We start from the raw sequence: 16,733 nt of genomic DNA on the forward strand, positions 1-16,733 counted from the left end.
AAGGGTCAGGTTAAACGATGCTGATTGCCGTTCCGGCAAACGCGGTCCGTTTTTTCGTCTCGTCGCTGGCAGCCTCCGGCCAGAGCACATCCTCATAACGGAACGTGCCGGACTTGTAGAACGTCAGCGTGGTGCTGGTCTGGTCAGCATCAACCGCCTGAATGCCAACGGCAGCACCGTCGGTGGTGCCATCCCACGCAACCAGCTTACTGGTGGAGGTATCCAGCATCAGCGGGGTCATTGCAGGCGATTTCGCACTCAATCCGCCGGGCGCGGTTGCCGTATGTGCCGGGTCACTGTTGCCCAGCGGCTGGTAATGGGTAAAGGTTTCTTTGCTCGTCATAAACATCCCTTACATTGGTGTGTTCAGCAAATCGTTAACGGCATCAGATGCCGGGTTACCTGCAGCCAGCGGTGCCGGTGCCCCCTGCATCAGACGATCCAGCGCAGTGTCACTGCGCGCCTGTGCACTCTGTGGTGCAGCTGCCAGAATGCGGCGGGCCGTTTCCACGGTCATACCGGGGGTTTCTGCCAGCACGCGGGCCTGTTCTTCGCGTCCGTGAGCCTCCTCACAGTTGAGGATCCCCATAATGCGGCTGTTTTCTGCCGCAACCGCAGCGGTGATCTGCGCGTTCACGTCCGGCTGCGCCGCGCTGGCGTTTTCGCCCTCCGTCGCTGGCACCACGTCAGTAACGTCAGCCTGCGAAGCAGTGGCTGAAACAGTTGTTGATTGAATCTCTTTGGTCATTCGCCCTCCTGAGAGACGGGATTTACGTGCATCCAGTGCATCACGCATAACGGTGATCGCATCGGTGCTGTTGACAAGTTCATCAGCCAGTCCGGCATCAATGGCCTCCTGACCGCTGTACACTGCAGCCTCGGTATCCAGCACAGCCTGCACGGACAGGCCGGTATATGCCGACACCTTCTGCGCAAACATCTGGCGGGTTGCATCCATCCGGGACTGCAGTGTCTCCCGGACGTCATCCGGAAGATGGCTGTAGGGGTTGCCATCCACCTTATGGCTGCCGCTGTAAATCAGCGTGATTTCCACGCCCTGTTTCTCCAGCGCAGCACCGTAATTATTGTGAGCCATCATGACGCCGATGGAGCCTGTCCGGGCGGTCTGCGTGACCAGACGCCGGGAGGCGGCGCTGGCAAGCAACTGCCCTGCACTGCAGTTCATGTCATTGGCCAGCGCCCATACCGGCTTTATGTCACGCACACGGGCGATGATGTCAGCGCAGTCAAATGCCCCTGCCACCATTCCGCCGGGCGTGTCCATATCGAGCAGAATGCCGTCCACCATCGGGTCCCTGGCAGCCTGTTGCAGACGGGCGATAATGCCGTTGTAACCGGTCATTCCCGAATACGGCTGCAGCGCCCGCGTCCGGCTGACCAGCGTGCCGGACACCGGCAGCACGGCGATGCCGTTCATGACCTGATAACTGCGGGCCTGTCGTGGTCCGTCATCATCACCGGATAACGCCAGCGTCGCGGGTGCCTCTCCGGCAACCAGGCTGTCACCGGACACCGCATCCGTCAGGCGGCTGATCCCAAGCTGGCCTGCAAGCGCACAAAAGAAAACCCGCGCATAGGCGGGTTCAAGCATCAGCGGCTCATTAAAGGCCATGCTGGCAATATGCGGGAGATTACGCAGCGCTGCTGTCACTCTTCTCCTCCTCTGTTGATTGTCGTAGCCCGGATTCAAATGCTGCAGCCGCCCAGGCGGGCGGTTTAAGACCAGCTGCGCGGCGCTCCATCGTTTCACGGACCTGCTGGGCAAAAATTTCCTGATAGTCGTCACCGCGTTTCGCGCACTCTTTCTCGTAGGTGCTCAGTCCGGCTTCTATCAGCATCACCGCTTCCTGAACTTCTTTCAGACCATCGATGGCCATACGACCGGAGCCTATCCAGTCGCAGTTCCCCCAGGCACTGCGGGCTTCCTGAAAACTGAAGCGCGCTTTTGAAGGTAACGTCACCACGCGGCGAACGATGGCCTCTTCCAGCCAGCACAGAAACATCTGGCTCGCCTGACGGGATGCGACGAATTTTCGCCGCCCCATAAAGTACGCCCACGACTCGTTCGCACTGGCCCGTGCCGTGGAGTAGCTCATCTGGGCGTAATTCCGGGAAAGCTGCTCATACGAGACACCCAGCCCGGCAGCGATATACCGCAGCAGTGACTGCTCAAACACGGAGTAGCCGTTATCCGTATCCTGAGCCGTCTGCAGGTTCAGTGAGTCACCCGGCATCAGGTGCGGTACTTTTGCGCCTCCCAGCCGGACCGGCGCTGCGGCGTAATACGCGGCAATTTCACCAATCCAGCCGGTCAGCCTTTCCCGCTGCTCCTGACTGTTCGCGCCCAGAATAAAATCCATCGCTGACTGCGTATCCAGCTCACTCTCAATGGTGGCGGCATACATCGCCTTCACAATGGCGCTCTGCAGCTGCGTGTTCTGCAGCGTGTCGAGCATCTTCATCTGCTCCATCACGCTGTAAAACACATTTGCACCGCGAGTCTGCCCGTCCTCCACGGGTTCAAAAACGTGAATGAACGAGGCGCGCCCGCCGGGTAACTCACTGGGTATCCATGTCCATTTCTGCGGCATCCAGCCAGGATACCCGTCCTCGCTGACGTAATATCCCAGCGCCGCACCGCTGTCATTAATCTGCACACCGGCACGGCAGTTCCGGCTGTCGCCGGTATTGTTCGGGTTGCTGATGCGCTTCGGGCTGACCATCCGGAACTGTGTCCGGAAAAGCCGCGACGAACTGGTATCCCAGGTGGCCTGAACGAACAGTTCACCGTTAAAGGCGTGCATGGCCACACCTTCCCGAATCATCATGGTAAACGTGCGTTTTCGCTCAACGTCAATGCAGCAGCAGTCATCCTCGGCAAACTCTTTCCATGCCGCTTCAACCTCGCTGGAAAAGGCACGGGCGTCTTCCTCCCCGATGCCCAGATAGCGCCAGCTTGGGCGATGACTGAGCCGGAAAAAAGACCCGACGATATGATCCTGATGCAGCTGGATGGCGTTGGCAGCATAGCCGTTATTGCGTACCAGATCGTCTGCGCGGGCATTGCCACGGGTAAAGTTGGGCAGCAGGGCTGCATCCACACTTTCACCCGGTGGGTTCCACGCCCGCAACTGCCCACCAAATCCGCTGCCACCGCCGTGATAACCGGCATATTCACGCAGCGATGTCATGCCGTCCGGCCCCAGAAGGGTGGGAATGGTGGACGTTTTCATACATAAAATCCTGCAGGTCCCCTGCGTCGCTGTGTCATGCCGGTCTGCACTTCCAGCTCCGCAATGTATTTTTTCAGGTCAGACACGGAAGTGGCCGTAAACTCCACTCGCCGTCCGTCTTTCTGTACCGTTGCCACCCGCTTACCTGTCATCAGGTCATGCAGTGCCGCACGGGCAGCGGCAAGTTCTTCCTGTCGCGTCATTCATCCTCTCCGGATAAGGCACGGGCGTAATCTGCCAGTGTTTTCTTGTTGGTTGCTGCACCATCCTCTTCCTGCAGGCTCGCCAGCAGTGCACTGAGATCCAGCTGCCAGCGGGAAATACTGATGCGCAGCGCCGCCAGCGCATAAACGAAGCAGTCGAGCGCCTCATTGCGTCGCTTTTTGCTGTCCCACAGTATTTTTTTCCTGCCATCCACCCATTTTTCGACCTGCTCTTCAGCAGTCAGCTGCTGCGCTTCGGTCAGATCAAAAATATCCGGGTTATTCGGGAAGTGAACGGCACCGGGAAGCGGTTCATCCCCTTCCGACGTCAGTGTGAAGCGGTTATAAATCTGCTCTTTCGCGGTATCCGTACCGATTTCGGTAAGGTAAACCCCGTTTTTGTTTCGCTTACGTGGCATGCTGGCCACCGGCTTTCCGTAGACGGATGCCCCTTTAATGGGGATCACCCGGAACAGCCCATGTTTTTTCGAGCGTTCATACACAATGGTCGGGTCAATCCCGCCAGTATCCCAGCAGATACGGGATACCGACATTTCTGCACCATTCCGGCGGGTATAGGTTTTATTGATGGCCTCATCCACACGCAGCAGCGTCTGTTCATCGTCGTGGCGACCCATAATAATCTGCCGGTCAATCAGCCAGCTTTCCTCACCCGGCCCCCATCCCCATACACGCATTTCGTAGCGGTCCAGCTGGGAGTCGATACCGGCGGTCAGGTAAGCCACACGGTCAGGAACGGGCGCTGAATAATGCTCTTTCCGCTCTGCCATCACTTCAGCATCCGGACGTTCGCCAATTTTCGCCTCCCACGTCTCACCGAGCGTGGTGTTTACGAAGGTTTTACGTTTTCCCGTATCCCCTTTCGTTTTCATCCAGTCTTTGACAATCTGCACCCAGGTGGTGAACGGGCTGTACGCCGTCCAGATGTGAAAGGTCACGCTGTCCGGCGGCTCAATCTCTTCACCGGATGACGAAAACCAGAGAATGCCATCACGGGTCCAGATCCCGGTCTTTTCGCAGATATAACGGGCATCAGTGAAGTCCAGCTCCTGCTGGCGGATGACGCAGGCATTATGCTCGCAGAGATAAAACACGCTGGAGGGGTCATCCGGCGTCCATTTGAGGCCAAACGGCGTCTCTTTGTCGCCAAATTTAAGATACTGCTCCTCCCCGCAGTGCGGGCAGGCAACATGAAAACGCATAAAATGCGGGGATTCACTGGCTGCACGCTCAATCTGGCAGGTGCCTCTCACTTTGGGCGTGGAGCCACGGATGGACTTTGGCCAGACCGAGCCTTCAATACGTTTGTCGCCAAGGAACGTCGGAGAGCCTTCCTGTTCAATATCCTCATCAAAGGCAGCAAGTTCATCATAACCCGCCACATCCACCGACTTTTCACGGTAGTTTTTTGCCGCTTTACCGCCCAGGCACCAGAAGCCACGACCATTGGAAAAACGCTTCATAGTGAGCGTGTTATCCCGGTGCTTTTTGCCATACCACGGAGCCATCGCCAGCAGCGACGGAATATCGCGGATGGTCGGCTCAACGTGGGTTTTCATAAAGTTCTCGGCATCACCATCCGTCGGCAACCAGATAAGTGTGTTGCGCTGCTTATGCTCTATAAAGTAGGCATAAACACCCAGCAGCATTTTGGAATAACCGACACGGGCAGACTTCACCACATTCACCTCGCGGATGTAGTCGCTGCCCATCGCATTCATGATGGCCCGCTGAAAGGGCAGTGTTTCCCAGCGCCCTTCCTGGTATGCGGATTCTTTCGGGAGATAGTAATTAGCATCCGCCCATTCAACGGCGGTCTGTGGCTCCGGCCTGAACAGTGAGCGAAGCCCGGCGCGGACAAAATGCCGCAGCCTGTTAACCTGACTGTTCGATATATTCACTCAGCAACCCCGGTATCAGTTCATCCAGCGCGGCTGCTTTGTTCATGGCTTTGATGATATCCCGTTTCAGGAAATCAACATGTCGGTTTTCCAGTTCCGGAAAACGCCGCTGCACCGACAGGGGGATCCCGTCGAGAATACTGGCAATTTCACCTGCGATCCGCGACAGCACGAAAGTACAGAATGCGGTTTCCACCACTTCAGCGGAGTCTCTGGCATTTTTCAGCTCCTGTGCGTCGGCCTGCGCACGCGTAAGTCGATGGCGTTCGTACTCAATAGTCCCTGGCTGGAGATCTGTCTCGCTGGCCTGCCGCAGTTCTTCAACTTCCCGGCGCAGCTTTTCGTTCTCAATTTCAGCATCCCTTTCGGCATACCATCTTATAACGGCGGCAGAGTCATAAAGCACCTCATTACCCTTGCCACCGCCTCGCAGAACGGGCATTCCCTGTTCCTGCCAGTTCTGAATGGTACGGATACTCGCACCGAAAATGTCAGCCAGCTGCTTTTTGTTGACTTCCATTGTTCATTCCACGGCCAAAAACAGAGAAAGGAAACGACAGAGGCCCAAAAGCTCGTTTTCAGCACCTGTCGTTCCCTTTCTTTTCAGAGGGTATTTTAAATAAAAACATCAAGTTACGACGAAGAAGAACGGAAACGCCTTAAACCGGAAAATTTTCATAAATAGCGAAAACCCGCGAGGTCGCCGCCCCGTAACCTGTCGGATCGCCGGAAAGGACCCGCAAAATGATAATAATTATCATCTGCATGTCACAACGTGCATCTACGCCATCAAACCACGTCAAATAATCAATTATGACGCAGATATCGTATTAATTGATCTGCATCAACTTAACGTAAAAACAACTTCAGACAATACAAATCAGCGACACTGAATACGGGACAACCTCATGTCAACGAAGAACAGAACCCGCAGAACAACAACCCGCAACATCCGCTTTCCTAACCAAATGATTGAACAAATTAACATCGCTCTTGAGCAAAAAGGGTCCGGGAATTTCTCAGCCTGGGTCATTGAAGCCTGCCGCCGGAGACTGTGCTCAGAAAAAAGAGTTTCTTCTGAAGCAAACAAAGAAAAGAGTGACATTACTGAATTGCTCAGAAAACAGGTCAGACCAGATTGAAGCAATTTAGATAATCGTGCAGACTACGCCCCCTCATATCACATGGAAGGTTTATCTATGGATCAGGTAGTCATTTTTAAACAAATATTTGATAAAGTTCGAAACGATTTAAACTATCAATGGTTTTATTCTGAGCTAAAACGTCACAATGTCTCACATTACATTTACTATTTAGCCACAGAGAATGTTCATATTGTATTAAAAAATGATAATACAGTGTTATTAAAGGGCCTAAAAAACATTGTGTCTGTCAAATTTTCAAAGGATAGGCATCTTATAGAAACGACCTCTAATAAGCTGAAATCCAGAGAGATCACATTTCAGGAATACAGAAGAAACCTTGCTAAAGCAGGAGTTTTTCGGTGGGTTACAAATATCCACGAACAAAAAAGATATTACTATACCTTTGATAATTCATTACTATTTACTGAAAGCATCCAGAAAACTACACAGATCTTACCACGCTAAACCATAACGTCCGGCTTCTCTCACTCCTGAGCCGGACTGCATTGGTTTAATAAAAACCATCAACAATTGTGATTTAGATATTCGGAACCATTCAAATATAACAAAACCCCGTAAAAACGAGGTTTATGGATAAATTTTATTATTGAATACATCAGATTAAATTAATCTTGACATCATAGCTTTCAAGACCCGTCATTTTTTCCCGTGCGGTAAACTGAATACTGGTAACTTCTTTCCCGGTCTTTTTCTTAGCTTCTGCTGCAATATCTCCGAGCATGTTGGTGAGCATTCCTTCGGCGGTTTTGGTTGTTTTGCCTCTGACGGCAGCGGCAAGATCTGCGGTATGCTTCGCTGCGTCAAGGCGTATGGCATATTTTTTTTGCTTCGGCACGCAACTGGTTAACACTATCAGACAGATAAGCAGCCCTGGCAGAAATTTCAGCAGATTTCTGTTGCGCATCTTTAACAGCCTCATCACGGGCTATAGTTCGCCCCTGTTCAATTATTCGAGCAGCAAATTGAGCATTTACCTCTTGTGATAATGCGGCAGCATCACGTTCCGCCCATTTTTTTGCCATCCTCGGTCGCTCCAGACATTTCCGACGATAAATCCTGACAACACGAGAAAAATCACCATGAATATCTGATTCACTGTTCTATCCCCCAGCAGGTTAATGCGCTCTCCTGGTCACGACGAATAACCTGACCGTAACAGTTATTTGAACGAATGCGGCAATCGCGTCCGCCATCCTTAATCCACCAGCGAATCGCTTCGCATGCACCTTTACGATCACCAGCATTCAGCCGCTTATAAAACGTCGACGGGAAACACTTACCGGGGCCAATGTTATAGGGACAAAATGACGCGATACCCGCTTTTTGTGGTTCGGTCAGTGGTACTTTAATATTGCGCTCCACCCATGCCAGCGCCTTATCACGCTCAATGGCGTTGACCTGGTCGCATTTTTCCTTCGACAGTTTCATATTGGGAAAAACGGTTTTTCCATCCACCACTGTGGCACCCCGACAGATGGTCCATATGCCAGAACCATCGCGGTATGCCATTGTGTGGTTGCCTTCTTTTTCGTCCAGAAACTGGTCAAGTATCTGAGGAGCAGATGCGCCAGCAACAATCAGCGCCAGAACGGCAGCCGACAGGCCGTATCTGATTTTTGTGTTCATAGATATTTATGATGAGGACGCTCGTGCTTATTGGCAGGATTTTCAATCTTAAAGGAGTACTGATGCTGCAGATAAGACTCAACTTTTTCTGACAATTTTTCTGCTACTTCCAGGAAGACTTGCCGGACGCTCCTTCTGGCTGCTGCCTCATAAAACTCCAGCGCAGCTCCTTCAACACGGTCCATGGCGACATCCAGGTCAAAAATTTCACCGTCAAAGCGTTCTTTGTCCTGTAAGGCTACAGTTACCGTAACTTTATTCTCAAAATTACGGACTCCTTTCACAACCAGTTCATAGTCTTGAGTCATTGGATTACTATCCTCTCGCAGCCTTACGCCTGTCTTCTTTAATCTTGAAATAAAGATTTGTCAGATACGTCAGCAGGCCAAAAACCAGGCTACCCAGCACACCGATTGCAGCCCACTGTGACGGAGTTACTTTATCGAGTAACTGCAATGCCCAGAAACCAGCATTACCCGCCGATGTGCCATAGGCAACACCTGTTGTTAACTTATCCATTGATTTCATATCCTCACCTCGATGTACACGGATGGTGCAATATGTTTGAAAAGATCGGAGTCTACGGGGTAGTTTTGACAGCACACGTTGTTCTCAACGGCGCTAAAAAACATACACATTAAAAATGTGGGTAATTATTTTGAAAGAAAATCATATATAAAATAATAATACGAGAAATGTTTTCATATTTAGTGTACTGTATACGGCCATTTATACAGGAAATGCCTATGTCAGAACGTAAAGACTCAAAATCACGCCGTAATTATCTCGTTAAATGTTCCTGCCCAAACTGCACCCAAGAGTCAGAACACAGTTTTTCAAGAGTACAAAAAGGTGCCCTTTTGATCTGCCCTCATTGCAACAAAGTATTCCAGACAAATCTTAAAGCTGTAGCCTGGAAGAAAACATTTTAAACATCAGGCAAATAACCAAGTCACCAGCTAAATAATAAGTTAACAGACATGAGTCCCGGGATGAGATTCAACATTACCATTGCCCCATTTAAAGCACAAAACCCGCTCATCAGCGGGTTTTCTACTTTTTCTTAACGTCGGGTATACAAAGCCCATCGTTGAAAAAATTTTATCCATATTTTTTGAAAAATGCAAACATAATGTCGCCATCTTCAGCAAAAATCATTTATCTCGTCACCTTCCTCAATTGCGCTTCCGCGTATGCTTCTTCCTGCCAGCACTTTGTTACCAGTTTACCAATGACGTCCGCATACCCCTTATACCACTGATAATCGGTCAGGTCTGGTACCAGCTTCTGGACATGACGTCGTGCCAGCGTGGTCGGTAAACGACTAAACCGGTTTCCATTACAACGCCCACAAATCTTATATACCGGTACGCCATGAAACCGGGTTCTTTTTTCATCCAGAACAATCCCTTTACCCTTACACCCTCTGCACGCTGTGCTGGTTTCGCCCTTACCATGGCAATGCTGACATAGTTCCTTCACCCATTCTTCCTTGATTACAGATTCCCCGCGTCTGTAGTGTTTCACCACTTCGCGCAATACATTATAAAATCCCGTACCTGAACAATGCTCACAGCGAGCCTTACTTGCCGCAGACCTGGAGTAATCAGCAAAGGCAAAACTCACGAGGTAAGGAATAATCTGTAACCGGATTTCTTCACTCAATTTGTTCAATATCGGGTTATCCAGTGCCATCGCGTAATTTAGCAGGCCTTCAATCGCAAACTGAGGGTCCTGAACACCAACTTTTGCCAGAAATAAGGCCAACCCAAGTGGTGCTTTCGACTGCACCATCCCCTGCGCTGCCATTACATCCGTAATTGTTAAACAACCGGTGCCTGTCGCTGGAGCGTCATCGCTCAATTTTGTAGATTTTGGGGAGTAATATTTTGGTAAGGCTTCAAGGTTCATGCTCGTTCTCCACTTACGCCAGTACGCCAATTGCCAGCGCGCGATCGATAAAACGAAATATCAGCTCCAGTTGGGAGCCATACTTATCTTCAAATGCCACTGTATCCGTATGCAGCTCGTTGTGATGCTTTCTGCACAAAGGCAACACAAAGAGATCATGTGCTTTTGTTCCCATTCCGCCCTGCCCGTGACCAATCAGATGATGCGGATCGTCGGCTGGCATACCGCAGCAAGCACACGGCTGTGTCTTAACCCAACGTGTGTATTTCTCCTTAACCCAGCGGCGACGTTTAGGCAGCTTCATGAAAGATTCCGGAGACTCTGGATCAACGGTGATGCTTACCACCGTCTTTTCCTGTGGTGATTTTTGTTGCTGGTGGGCGTAAGGCAACGGTGCAAGATTTTTTGTGCGTTGTTTCAATATGCTGGTGGCGGTCTGCTCTCCCGGTACGATGTCGCTTTCGCGGTACACCGAGCAGATTTTTTCCGCTGGTAATCCCAGCGAACGACGCGATACAGCCTCAGGTAGTGCATCCACCACCTGATTGCAGACCGCCCACCAGGATAATTCAGCCAAAGATAATTCCCGCTCCTGCGTACCGCTTATTGCGTGACGGATGACGTCAATCACCCATGCTGTCAGATTTTGTTGAGCAAGCAGCTCCAGTGATTCCGATGTCTGGTCACGCAGTTGGTTGTCGCAGTGCCAGCACAACACCATTGCGCCGGTACCATAACGGTGAATGACTGTTTCAGTGTGATGGTAATCGCCATTAGGCCACTGGCAGGATGTAACATGACGTAATAGCCAGTCGGACAATGCGCCAACGCCGCCAGCAGCACGAATCACCCGTTCGTTACTAAAAAACGGCAGCAATGTTTTGTCTTCCGCCAGCGGCTGGCGAACGGCAGGAACGACTCCGGATGGCAGATTACGCATGCTTTTTGGTTCCGGTTCCACCAGCACTCGAGGATTATGAAATATCTGTATGGATTCACGGCCCGGCTTAAGGACCACCAGCCCAAGCTCAGGCACCAGAACAGGTCTAAGTAATACCCGCACGTTACCTCCAGATCCGTTGCTGGAAAGTGCGGGACGCACGTGGTGGGCGTTCGGAATAAGGCAGCCTGACAGAGATTATCCAGTGCCGATAGTCGAGACTGAGAGCTTTCTTAACCTCGAACCCGCGCCTGCGGTAAGAATGAATCAGCCATTCGGCCTGTTCTGCAGTGCATGGAGGGTGCTGGAACCATTCAGACTTGAATGCGTGAGAATACCGCCCGTGCGTGCAGGCAAGAACGGGCGAATTATCAGAATTGTAATATTTTGCGTTGCGTGCCATCGGTTTTCTCCGGTGGCACGGTGTTACTCAGCGGGAGTTCAGCCCCGCGCAAGATTGTAGATGAGTTTATTCTCCTGAAAAAGCAGAAAAGCCAGCTTTTATTCCGATCTCTTTCAATGCCTGTAATGAAGTGACAAACTCACCTTCGCGCAAGATAAATCCGTCCGTGACCCGAGCATCCACAAAATTAATTAACGCAGCCCCATTCTTTCGCAAACACATAATGCGGTAATGACTAACAAGATTTCCATTTTCAACGCACACAGCATAGAGGCCATCTTCACAAAAAATTTTACGCAGTTCTTCGATGTTCATCATCAGAATCCTTCCGGATAATTAGCTCTCCCCTTTAAGGGACCATCCCTCTTATCCCTGCGCGCTACTTAAGTATTTTTGATTCTATTCCGGCACCGTCCAGAACTTCAAACGCGTTGAAAATAAAAACAAAAACCCGCCGAAGCGGGTTAAGTGCGGGTGCGTTGAGGATGCCTGCCACATCAGAGGTGGCGAGGGATTTCTCCCCCGCCGGGTCTCTTACTCCTCAGGTTCGTAAGCTGTGAAGACAGCGACCTCCGTCTGGCCGGTTCGGATTCGTACCTCGCAGAGGTCTTTCCTCGTTACCAGTGCCGTCACTATGACGGTTAAACAGATGACGATCAGGGCGATTAACATCGCCTTTTGCTGCTTCATAGCCTGCTTCTCCTGTCAACGCAAAGCAGAAGTGTCACCTTCGGTGCGAAACAGAGATGTCATGCTTTGGTTCAGAGAATGCGTTTGACCGCCTCGCTATATACTTCCGAGCGTTCTCTTTTCCCAACAGAAATCACGAAAACGACAACTTTCTCGTCTATAACCTGGTATACAAGGCGATAGCCTGAAGACCGGAGCTTAATCTTGTAACAATCAGGCATACCACGGAGCTTGTTTGCTTCAATCCGGGGTGACTCAAGTACTTCAACCAGCTTCTTTTTCAACTGTTCACGTACCGTCGAGCCCAGCTTTCGCCATTCCTTTAGTGCCCGCTCGTCAAAATCCAGAAAATACGCCATCAGAGTTCATCCAGCGTCACACGTACTGGCTTAGGATTACGAAGCCGTTCTTTCACTATCTCCACAAGTTCAGCATCTTCATCACTCAGGAGTGTCTGTTTGAACGGCAAGCGTTCATTGTCAGCGATATACTCGAGCATGAGACGAAGCGCTTCAGAAGGAGTTACACCCATTTTTTCAAGCGCGGCGTAAGAACGCGCTTTAAGTTCATCGTCAATACGCAGGTTAATGCTACCCATGTCTTACACCTCTTGTAATTACAAATGTCATTACAAGTATCGCACTACAACATGCTTAGGGCAAGTCACGAAGGAAGTCAGAAAGTAGTCGTAAGAACGGTGATCACTGTCCGCTTTGTGCCAGGAGCAGCCATTGCTAAGTCCATCCTGTATTGTGCAAGTCAGCTCGTTTTTAAAGAGTCCGGCCATCATCTTACTGGTACAGACACCATATACTTTGTGACGGTCAGGCTACATATGCACAACTCAACTTATTCATCTATTTTTTGCTTTAGCATGTCAGTGTTGCTTTCTCGTCGGCGGGTGAGCGGTGACCTGACCTGTCGATAAAGGAACGTAACACGTTTTATGCAACACCCGCATGCGGCAGAAAATTATTGCCGAACGTTTACCCCTGTCAACAAGCTTTACTTTCTGAGGCGCGCCAGCCCGCGAGGAAAACAATCTGAACATCAAACAATTAATGACACAAGAAATACGATTAAAGATTTTTTTGTACATGCCGATAGTGCTTTTTTAAAAGGAGAAATCTATGTCTGTCACAATTCAGGGAAATACCTCAACCGTTATTTCAAACAACTCCGCCCCGGAAGGAACATCAGAAATAGCCAAAATCACAAGACAAATTCAGGTGCTGACTGAAAAGCTTGGGAAAATCTCATCGGAAGAGGGGATGACGACACAGCAGAAAAAAGAAATGGCTGCATTGGTACAGAAGCAAATTGAAAGCCTCTGGGCTCAACTGGAGCAGTTGTTAAGGCAGCAGGCAGAGAAAAAGAATGAAGACGCGACAGTTCAGCCTGATAAAAAAGAAGAGAAAAAAGACGATACAAATACCGCTGGCACCATTGATATTTACGTCTAAGTGACAGCCGTATTGTGGCCCTCATCGGGCCACTTTTCGCCATCAGCCTTTTCTTTAAAGACATATTATCTTTGTATCATTTCTGATAGTTAACATTACAAGATATAAGTAATGGACGCACTCCCAATTAGTCTATTTAAATCGCCACGAGTTTAACTGACAACCCATGATCAATTATGAATTGCAACTATTTCTGTAGTCACTTTTGTGGGGACAGTCCACAAAACTGCCAACTTCCGCTTCTTGCTCTTAGCGGACATTAGCATAGGCTATTTACCATAACCCGTTTCAATAATAATTTTGAACTTTCGCATTTCACTACCGCCCTTTCGGGCGGCCTCCTGATGTTCTGAGGGTGCAGAAATCCATCCAGTTAAGGATTAAATTTTATTTACAGAACTGAATTTAATTATTCAGATATACGTATCTGTAGCCTTACGAATCTACTCACTGGATGCCTCTTTCATAAAAATAATCCAGTGGGTTTTATCGTTTTTTCCCTGTTCGTTGACAGATAACAGGTTTTCTGTCTGTCAGTGCCAGAATCTGGCTTACCGGTATTTGCGTTTCATTCCATTAAAAAATCAGAACGCCGTGCGGCCTCAACACCCGAAAGGCTTCTTTAAATCTCTGTCGCGAATCATCACGCCAGGCATCTTTATTCAGCCGTCCATATTTCTTTCCCATCCAGGCGTTATCACCAACACTCTCAAGATGCGGAGGGTCTAATACAACCATCGAAAAAGATGCGTCTGCAAATGATAATGCACGAAAATCTGCGATAATGTCAGGGCTGATAATCAAGCGTCTCCCATTGCGTAATGTGTATCCTTCTTTTCTGATATCGCTGAATATCGCCCGTTCGTCAGACTTATCGAACCAGAACATGCGGCTGCCACAGCACATATCAAGAATGGTTGCCGGTGCACTCACTGTGCCACGTCCTGAAAATTACCCTGATAGAAAGCCAGTATGCGCTGCATAACTTCGCTCTTCCGGCACTCGCGACAGATTATGTTTAGGCGACTGTCGTAGCGACGTATTTCTCCGTCAGGTGATGACCAGATAAGATCCGGATCAACCACAGCAGGTTTCTTCACCTTTGCCCTCGAGAGTTTTTTGCGGGCGTTTTGCCAGTCCTTACGCGCCTGTTCAGAGGGGAATAACCCGTAGCCGGAGTTGTATACATCGCCACTGGCTACCAGCTCTCTGGCAAGAACGCTCATCAGATATCTAGTCGCACCTGTTTTAGCTTCCAGTTGCCGTAACGTCTCACGGCCGCTCTGGCGCACGAGTTCCACCACCTGCCATTTAATTTTTTCCCGCTCTTCTTGTGTAAAAACTTTTGCCACAAGTCCCCCTTAAAATTACCTCATGACCTGAAATCAACACTTATCCTCTGAAACCAGGCGGAATTTCTGTATCCGGTTCAGAAATATGATTAACACAACGCTGTACAGGTGAACGTCCCAGGCGGATGACCAGTTCGTCCCATTTTTCGCGGAGCTTTGACGGGCTCATGATGTTTTTTACCCAGAATGGATCTCGCTGAACCCGACCAAACATTTCGCAAATTTGTCTGTGGCTTCTGCCATCCAGCATCCGCATTGTGCGCACATCATTGGCCCAGGCAGTCCAGTTAGGCTCTTTTGGTCGCATGATCTCGCCATCATCACTGGCTGCCTGTTCGTAGAGACCCACGATCCGCCCCCAGATCCACTGCGCACACGCCAAATCCTCCCTGCTACCCCACTGGCGTTTTTTCGCACTAAACACAACCGCGTCGGAGTTCCGGGTTAAAAAATCCTGTTCAGTCGTCTGCGGGTCCGGTTGCGAAGCTTCCGGACGAAAAGTGTTTTTATTCTCTGTAGTAATCTCTGTTGTATTCTCTGTAAGATCATCAGGCCATTTTGACCCGATGACATTGGGTCGTTTTGAACCAATGGAGCGTTTCATTTTGACCTCTTCCATCGTGTCATTTTGACCTGATGGAGCGGCGCATTTTGAACCGATGGATTCGCTCAATTTACCACCATCTAAAAGCTCGCTCCCATAGTTGATCGTGTAGAAATTGGTCATATCGCGCTTTGATTTATTGAGCTTTTCACAACGCAAAAGCCCCAGCGTTTTCAGACTTGCAAACGCGCGCTTTAACGTTGACTCTGACCAGAATGGGAACTGTTCCAGCCATTGTTCCGTTGTGTTATAAATCCAGCGAACACCATCACATTCCATGCCGGAGTTGGTATCTCTCAACCAGTAGTGCAGTTGTTGCAAAACAATGGCTTCGTTTAAGCCAATTTTCATTGCCAGCTGCGTGTTTATAACCAGTGGGCGTTCAGCAAAAAGAAGGCTCATAATTCCATCCAGATTTTTGTTGGTATTGCTGTCGATACGCAAGTTTGAAAGCAATTGCTTTTTCTATAAGTTCGTCAGTTTCACGATCCACTACGGCAGGATCAGCAAAAAGCAGTCCGGACTCCACCACATCGCCATATTCTTTGTTTAACCCGGCTATCATGCACGTGATGCTTTTTCCGTCAGTAATTTCACGATACAACCTGAAATCATTAATCCGGATAGCCTCCATAATTGCAGGCACTAGCGCCGTGAACTTTTCACGCTTATCCCTGGTGTCGATAGCCTTCCAGCGTTCAAATATCTTCACTCGATTAACGCCAAGCGCTCGCTGATCAATCGCGCCACCTTCATATGTGACACGCTGAACATCGATGTTCGGGCGCTCTTTCAAAGCCCAGAATGCTTCAGTGATTAATATCGTCGCCTGCTCCTGTGTCATTCCTGGTCGACATATCCAGGCATCCAGAGCCTCACGAGCCTGTTCAGGAGTGATTTTCATTGTTCAACCGCCCCGCCCGCTTCGTCTTACGATATTCATCATAAACTTTGGGATCATACTTAAGCTCCCCGCCAGATGCCTCCTGTAGACGCATCGCGCGACCTTCGGGAACTAAATCCCCTTTCCAGCTATAAAGCGAAGCCAAACGAATACCTGCTGTTTGTGCAAGTTTTGTTTTTGAACCGAAATACAAAAGAGCGTCAGTTTTAAGCATTTAAAACACCTTTATTGTTAGTCATAACTAACAATATAGATGTTAACAAAAACATAGTCAATACGATTTAGCATTAGCTAA

The 16,733-nt window shown here is 49.6% G+C and carries 27 protein-coding genes and 2 pseudogenes; 5 read left to right on the forward strand and 24 right to left on the reverse strand.

Annotated features, from left to right (window positions below; translation table 11 throughout):
• Window positions 1–10: 10 nt before the first annotated feature.
• The 6 genes from OGX66_RS23755 to OGX66_RS23780 are packed head-to-tail and all read right to left on the reverse strand — an operon-like array spanning window position 11 to window position 5,899.
• Entirely contained in the window at window positions 11–343 is a 333-nt protein-coding gene (locus OGX66_RS23755) for a head decoration protein (protein ID WP_286512368.1), read from the reverse strand.
• A 9-nt stretch (window positions 344–352) separates the two neighbouring features.
• Entirely contained in the window at window positions 353–1,672 is a 1,320-nt protein-coding gene (locus OGX66_RS23760; protein WP_286512370.1) for a S49 family peptidase, read from the reverse strand.
• Entirely contained in the window at window positions 1,653–3,254 is a 1,602-nt protein-coding gene (locus OGX66_RS23765; protein WP_286512371.1) for a phage portal protein, read from the reverse strand. Before OGX66_RS23765 ends, OGX66_RS23760 begins: the two co-directional genes overlap by 20 nt.
• A complete protein-coding gene (locus tag OGX66_RS23770) occupies window positions 3,251–3,457 on the reverse strand; it encodes a phage head-tail joining protein (protein WP_000198149.1) in 207 nt (68 codons plus the stop codon). The genes OGX66_RS23765 and OGX66_RS23770 overlap by 4 nt, the downstream gene beginning before the upstream one ends.
• Window positions 3,454–5,379 carry a phage terminase large subunit family protein gene (locus tag OGX66_RS23775; protein ID WP_286512375.1) on the reverse strand — a complete coding sequence of 642 codons (1,926 nt, stop codon included), beginning with the start codon at window positions 5,377–5,379 and terminating at the stop codon, window positions 3,454–3,456. The genes OGX66_RS23770 and OGX66_RS23775 overlap by 4 nt, the downstream gene beginning before the upstream one ends.
• On the reverse strand, window positions 5,354–5,899 hold the full coding sequence (locus OGX66_RS23780; RefSeq protein ID WP_000453611.1) for a DNA-packaging protein: 546 nt from the start codon (window positions 5,897–5,899) through the stop codon (window positions 5,354–5,356). Before OGX66_RS23780 ends, OGX66_RS23775 begins: the two co-directional genes overlap by 26 nt.
• Window positions 5,900–6,287: 388 nt before the next feature.
• Here OGX66_RS23780 and OGX66_RS23785 point away from each other — a divergent pair, with 388 nt between their 5' ends.
• Together OGX66_RS23785 and OGX66_RS23790 are read left to right on the forward strand one after the other, a co-directional pair.
• On the forward strand, window positions 6,288–6,521 hold the full coding sequence (locus tag OGX66_RS23785) for a YlcI/YnfO family protein (RefSeq protein WP_001368374.1): 234 nt from the start codon (window positions 6,288–6,290) through the stop codon (window positions 6,519–6,521).
• Window positions 6,522–6,578: 57 nt separating this feature from the next.
• Window positions 6,579–6,989 (forward strand): DUF1398 domain-containing protein, encoded by a 411-nt coding sequence (locus OGX66_RS23790; protein WP_000373090.1) that lies wholly within the window; start codon window positions 6,579–6,581, stop codon window positions 6,987–6,989.
• Window positions 6,990–7,140: 151 nt separating this feature from the next.
• Here the strand turns inward: OGX66_RS23790 and OGX66_RS23795 are convergent, their stop codons facing one another.
• From OGX66_RS23795 to essD, 6 genes and pseudogenes are all read right to left on the reverse strand, one after another.
• Entirely contained in the window at window positions 7,141–7,278 is a 138-nt protein-coding gene (locus tag OGX66_RS23795) for a GnsA/GnsB family addiction module toxin (protein WP_502873839.1), read from the reverse strand.
• Window positions 7,239–7,449: pseudogene (locus OGX66_RS23800) on the reverse strand (hypothetical protein); the annotation flags it as partial. The pseudogene OGX66_RS23800 and the gene OGX66_RS23795, both read right to left, overlap by 40 nt.
• Window positions 7,421–7,567: pseudogene (locus tag OGX66_RS23805) on the reverse strand (DUF2514 family protein); the annotation flags it as partial. The pseudogenes OGX66_RS23805 and OGX66_RS23800, both read right to left, overlap by 29 nt.
• A 70-nt stretch (window positions 7,568–7,637) precedes the next feature.
• Window positions 7,638–8,171: a lysozyme gene (locus OGX66_RS23810; protein ID WP_286512381.1), complete on the reverse strand. Its 534-nt coding sequence runs from the start codon at window positions 8,169–8,171 to the stop codon at window positions 7,638–7,640.
• Entirely contained in the window at window positions 8,168–8,479 is a 312-nt protein-coding gene (locus OGX66_RS23815; protein ID WP_000189916.1) for a YdfR family protein, read from the reverse strand. Before OGX66_RS23815 ends, OGX66_RS23810 begins: the two co-directional genes overlap by 4 nt.
• Before the next feature lie 7 nt (window positions 8,480–8,486).
• Window positions 8,487–8,699 carry a phage lysis protein EssD gene (gene essD, locus OGX66_RS23820; RefSeq protein ID WP_286512384.1) on the reverse strand — a complete coding sequence of 71 codons (213 nt, stop codon included), beginning with the start codon at window positions 8,697–8,699 and terminating at the stop codon, window positions 8,487–8,489.
• A gap of 218 nt (window positions 8,700–8,917) precedes the next feature.
• Between essD and ynfU the strand changes: the two genes are divergently transcribed.
• Entirely contained in the window at window positions 8,918–9,103 is a 186-nt protein-coding gene (gene ynfU, locus OGX66_RS23825; RefSeq protein WP_286512386.1) for a putative zinc-binding protein YnfU, read from the forward strand.
• A 226-nt stretch (window positions 9,104–9,329) separates the two neighbouring features.
• Here ynfU and OGX66_RS23830 read toward each other — a convergent pair whose 3' ends face one another.
• From OGX66_RS23830 to relB, 7 genes are all read right to left on the reverse strand, one after another.
• On the reverse strand, window positions 9,330–10,082 hold the full coding sequence (locus OGX66_RS23830) for an antitermination protein (protein WP_286512388.1): 753 nt from the start codon (window positions 10,080–10,082) through the stop codon (window positions 9,330–9,332).
• A 13-nt stretch (window positions 10,083–10,095) separates the two neighbouring features.
• Window positions 10,096–11,145 carry a DUF968 domain-containing protein gene (locus OGX66_RS23835; RefSeq protein WP_001265198.1) on the reverse strand — a complete coding sequence of 350 codons (1,050 nt, stop codon included), beginning with the start codon at window positions 11,143–11,145 and terminating at the stop codon, window positions 10,096–10,098.
• 1 nt (window position 11,146) lies between these two features.
• Window positions 11,147–11,425: a hypothetical protein gene (locus OGX66_RS23840; protein WP_012304870.1), complete on the reverse strand. Its 279-nt coding sequence runs from the start codon at window positions 11,423–11,425 to the stop codon at window positions 11,147–11,149.
• Between the two features lie 66 nt (window positions 11,426–11,491).
• Window positions 11,492–11,743: a protein Rem gene (gene rem / locus OGX66_RS23845; RefSeq protein ID WP_000980994.1), complete on the reverse strand. Its 252-nt coding sequence runs from the start codon at window positions 11,741–11,743 to the stop codon at window positions 11,492–11,494.
• Between the two features lie 216 nt (window positions 11,744–11,959).
• On the reverse strand, window positions 11,960–12,115 hold the full coding sequence (hokD, locus tag OGX66_RS23850) for a type I toxin-antitoxin system toxin HokD (RefSeq protein WP_000813254.1): 156 nt from the start codon (window positions 12,113–12,115) through the stop codon (window positions 11,960–11,962).
• Window positions 12,116–12,186: 71 nt separating this feature from the next.
• On the reverse strand, window positions 12,187–12,474 hold the full coding sequence (gene relE / locus OGX66_RS23855) for a type II toxin-antitoxin system mRNA interferase RelE (protein WP_000323025.1): 288 nt from the start codon (window positions 12,472–12,474) through the stop codon (window positions 12,187–12,189).
• Window positions 12,474–12,713 carry a type II toxin-antitoxin system antitoxin RelB gene (gene relB, locus OGX66_RS23860; protein WP_000534858.1) on the reverse strand — a complete coding sequence of 80 codons (240 nt, stop codon included), beginning with the start codon at window positions 12,711–12,713 and terminating at the stop codon, window positions 12,474–12,476. The genes relE and relB overlap by 1 nt, the downstream gene beginning before the upstream one ends.
• A 24-nt stretch (window positions 12,714–12,737) precedes the next feature.
• Between relB and ydfV the strand changes: the two genes are divergently transcribed.
• The gene (gene ydfV, locus OGX66_RS23865) at window positions 12,738–13,043 is read left to right on the forward strand and encodes a protein YdfV (RefSeq protein WP_286512396.1); all 306 of its coding nucleotides are present in this window, start codon (window positions 12,738–12,740) and stop codon (window positions 13,041–13,043) included.
• 202 nt (window positions 13,044–13,245) lie between these two features.
• Window positions 13,246–13,578, forward strand: a complete 333-nt coding sequence (locus OGX66_RS23870; protein WP_001301033.1) for a FlxA-like family protein — start codon at window positions 13,246–13,248, stop codon at window positions 13,576–13,578.
• A 576-nt stretch (window positions 13,579–14,154) separates the two neighbouring features.
• Here OGX66_RS23870 and OGX66_RS23875 read toward each other — a convergent pair.
• The 5 genes from OGX66_RS23875 to dicC are packed head-to-tail and all read right to left on the reverse strand — an operon-like array spanning window position 14,155 to window position 16,652.
• A complete protein-coding gene (locus OGX66_RS23875) occupies window positions 14,155–14,511 on the reverse strand; it encodes a class I SAM-dependent methyltransferase (protein WP_001310834.1) in 357 nt (118 codons plus the stop codon).
• Window positions 14,508–14,930 (reverse strand): DUF977 family protein, encoded by a 423-nt coding sequence (locus OGX66_RS23880; protein ID WP_001151262.1) that lies wholly within the window; start codon window positions 14,928–14,930, stop codon window positions 14,508–14,510. Before OGX66_RS23880 ends, OGX66_RS23875 begins: the two co-directional genes overlap by 4 nt.
• A gap of 40 nt (window positions 14,931–14,970) precedes the next feature.
• The gene (locus OGX66_RS23885) at window positions 14,971–15,936 is read right to left on the reverse strand and encodes a phage replication protein O (protein WP_000054512.1); all 966 of its coding nucleotides are present in this window, start codon (window positions 15,934–15,936) and stop codon (window positions 14,971–14,973) included.
• Complete coding sequence (locus OGX66_RS23890) at window positions 15,917–16,438, reverse strand: toxin YdaT family protein (RefSeq protein WP_286512400.1); 522 nt, start codon at window positions 16,436–16,438, stop codon at window positions 15,917–15,919. The genes OGX66_RS23885 and OGX66_RS23890 overlap by 20 nt, the downstream gene beginning before the upstream one ends.
• A complete protein-coding gene (gene dicC, locus OGX66_RS23895) occupies window positions 16,422–16,652 on the reverse strand; it encodes a dicB transcriptional regulator DicC (RefSeq protein WP_286512403.1) in 231 nt (76 codons plus the stop codon). Before dicC ends, OGX66_RS23890 begins: the two co-directional genes overlap by 17 nt.
• Between the last annotated feature and the right edge of the window lie 81 nt (window positions 16,653–16,733).

This window comes from Citrobacter sp. Cf072, from assembly GCF_030334485.1.
Classification (GTDB): Bacteria; Pseudomonadota; Gammaproteobacteria; order Enterobacterales; family Enterobacteriaceae; genus Citrobacter; species Citrobacter freundii.

Excerpts from the sequence above, each read along its gene's own strand:
- OGX66_RS23840 (WP_012304870.1), bottom strand. The coding sequence starts at position 11,425 with ATGGCACGCAACGCAAAATATTACAATTCTGATAATTCGCCCGTTCTT.
- relE (WP_000323025.1), bottom strand. The coding sequence starts at position 12,474 with ATGGCGTATTTTCTGGATTTTGACGAGCGGGCACTAAAGGAATGGCGA.
- OGX66_RS23785 (WP_001368374.1), top strand. The coding sequence starts at position 6,288 with ATGTCAACGAAGAACAGAACCCGCAGAACAACAACCCGCAACATCCGC.
- OGX66_RS23755 (WP_286512368.1), bottom strand. The coding sequence starts at position 343 with ATGACGAGCAAAGAAACCTTTACCCATTACCAGCCGCTGGGCAACAGT.
- ynfU (WP_286512386.1), top strand. The coding sequence starts at position 8,918 with ATGTCAGAACGTAAAGACTCAAAATCACGCCGTAATTATCTCGTTAAA.
- OGX66_RS23815 (WP_000189916.1), bottom strand. The coding sequence starts at position 8,479 with ATGACTCAAGACTATGAACTGGTTGTGAAAGGAGTCCGTAATTTTGAG.
- OGX66_RS23890 (WP_286512400.1), bottom strand. The coding sequence starts at position 16,438 with ATGAAAATCACTCCTGAACAGGCTCGTGAGGCTCTGGATGCCTGGATA.
- ydfV (WP_286512396.1), top strand. The coding sequence starts at position 12,738 with ATGTCATTACAAGTATCGCACTACAACATGCTTAGGGCAAGTCACGAA.
- OGX66_RS23885 (WP_000054512.1), bottom strand. The coding sequence starts at position 15,936 with ATGAGCCTTCTTTTTGCTGAACGCCCACTGGTTATAAACACGCAGCTG.
- OGX66_RS23795 (WP_502873839.1), bottom strand. The coding sequence starts at position 7,278 with ATGCTCACCAACATGCTCGGAGATATTGCAGCAGAAGCTAAGAAAAAG.
- OGX66_RS23830 (WP_286512388.1), bottom strand. The coding sequence starts at position 10,082 with ATGAACCTTGAAGCCTTACCAAAATATTACTCCCCAAAATCTACAAAA.
- hokD (WP_000813254.1), bottom strand. The coding sequence starts at position 12,115 with ATGAAGCAGCAAAAGGCGATGTTAATCGCCCTGATCGTCATCTGTTTA.
- OGX66_RS23770 (WP_000198149.1), bottom strand. The coding sequence starts at position 3,457 with ATGACGCGACAGGAAGAACTTGCCGCTGCCCGTGCGGCACTGCATGAC.
- OGX66_RS23790 (WP_000373090.1), top strand. The coding sequence starts at position 6,579 with ATGGATCAGGTAGTCATTTTTAAACAAATATTTGATAAAGTTCGAAAC.
- relB (WP_000534858.1), bottom strand. The coding sequence starts at position 12,713 with ATGGGTAGCATTAACCTGCGTATTGACGATGAACTTAAAGCGCGTTCT.
- essD (WP_286512384.1), bottom strand. The coding sequence starts at position 8,699 with ATGAAATCAATGGATAAGTTAACAACAGGTGTTGCCTATGGCACATCG.
- OGX66_RS23780 (WP_000453611.1), bottom strand. The coding sequence starts at position 5,899 with ATGGAAGTCAACAAAAAGCAGCTGGCTGACATTTTCGGTGCGAGTATC.
- OGX66_RS23765 (WP_286512371.1), bottom strand. The coding sequence starts at position 3,254 with ATGAAAACGTCCACCATTCCCACCCTTCTGGGGCCGGACGGCATGACA.
- OGX66_RS23870 (WP_001301033.1), top strand. The coding sequence starts at position 13,246 with ATGTCTGTCACAATTCAGGGAAATACCTCAACCGTTATTTCAAACAAC.
- rem (WP_000980994.1), bottom strand. The coding sequence starts at position 11,743 with ATGATGAACATCGAAGAACTGCGTAAAATTTTTTGTGAAGATGGCCTC.
- OGX66_RS23810 (WP_286512381.1), bottom strand. The coding sequence starts at position 8,171 with ATGAACACAAAAATCAGATACGGCCTGTCGGCTGCCGTTCTGGCGCTG.
- dicC (WP_286512403.1), bottom strand. The coding sequence starts at position 16,652 with ATGCTTAAAACTGACGCTCTTTTGTATTTCGGTTCAAAAACAAAACTT.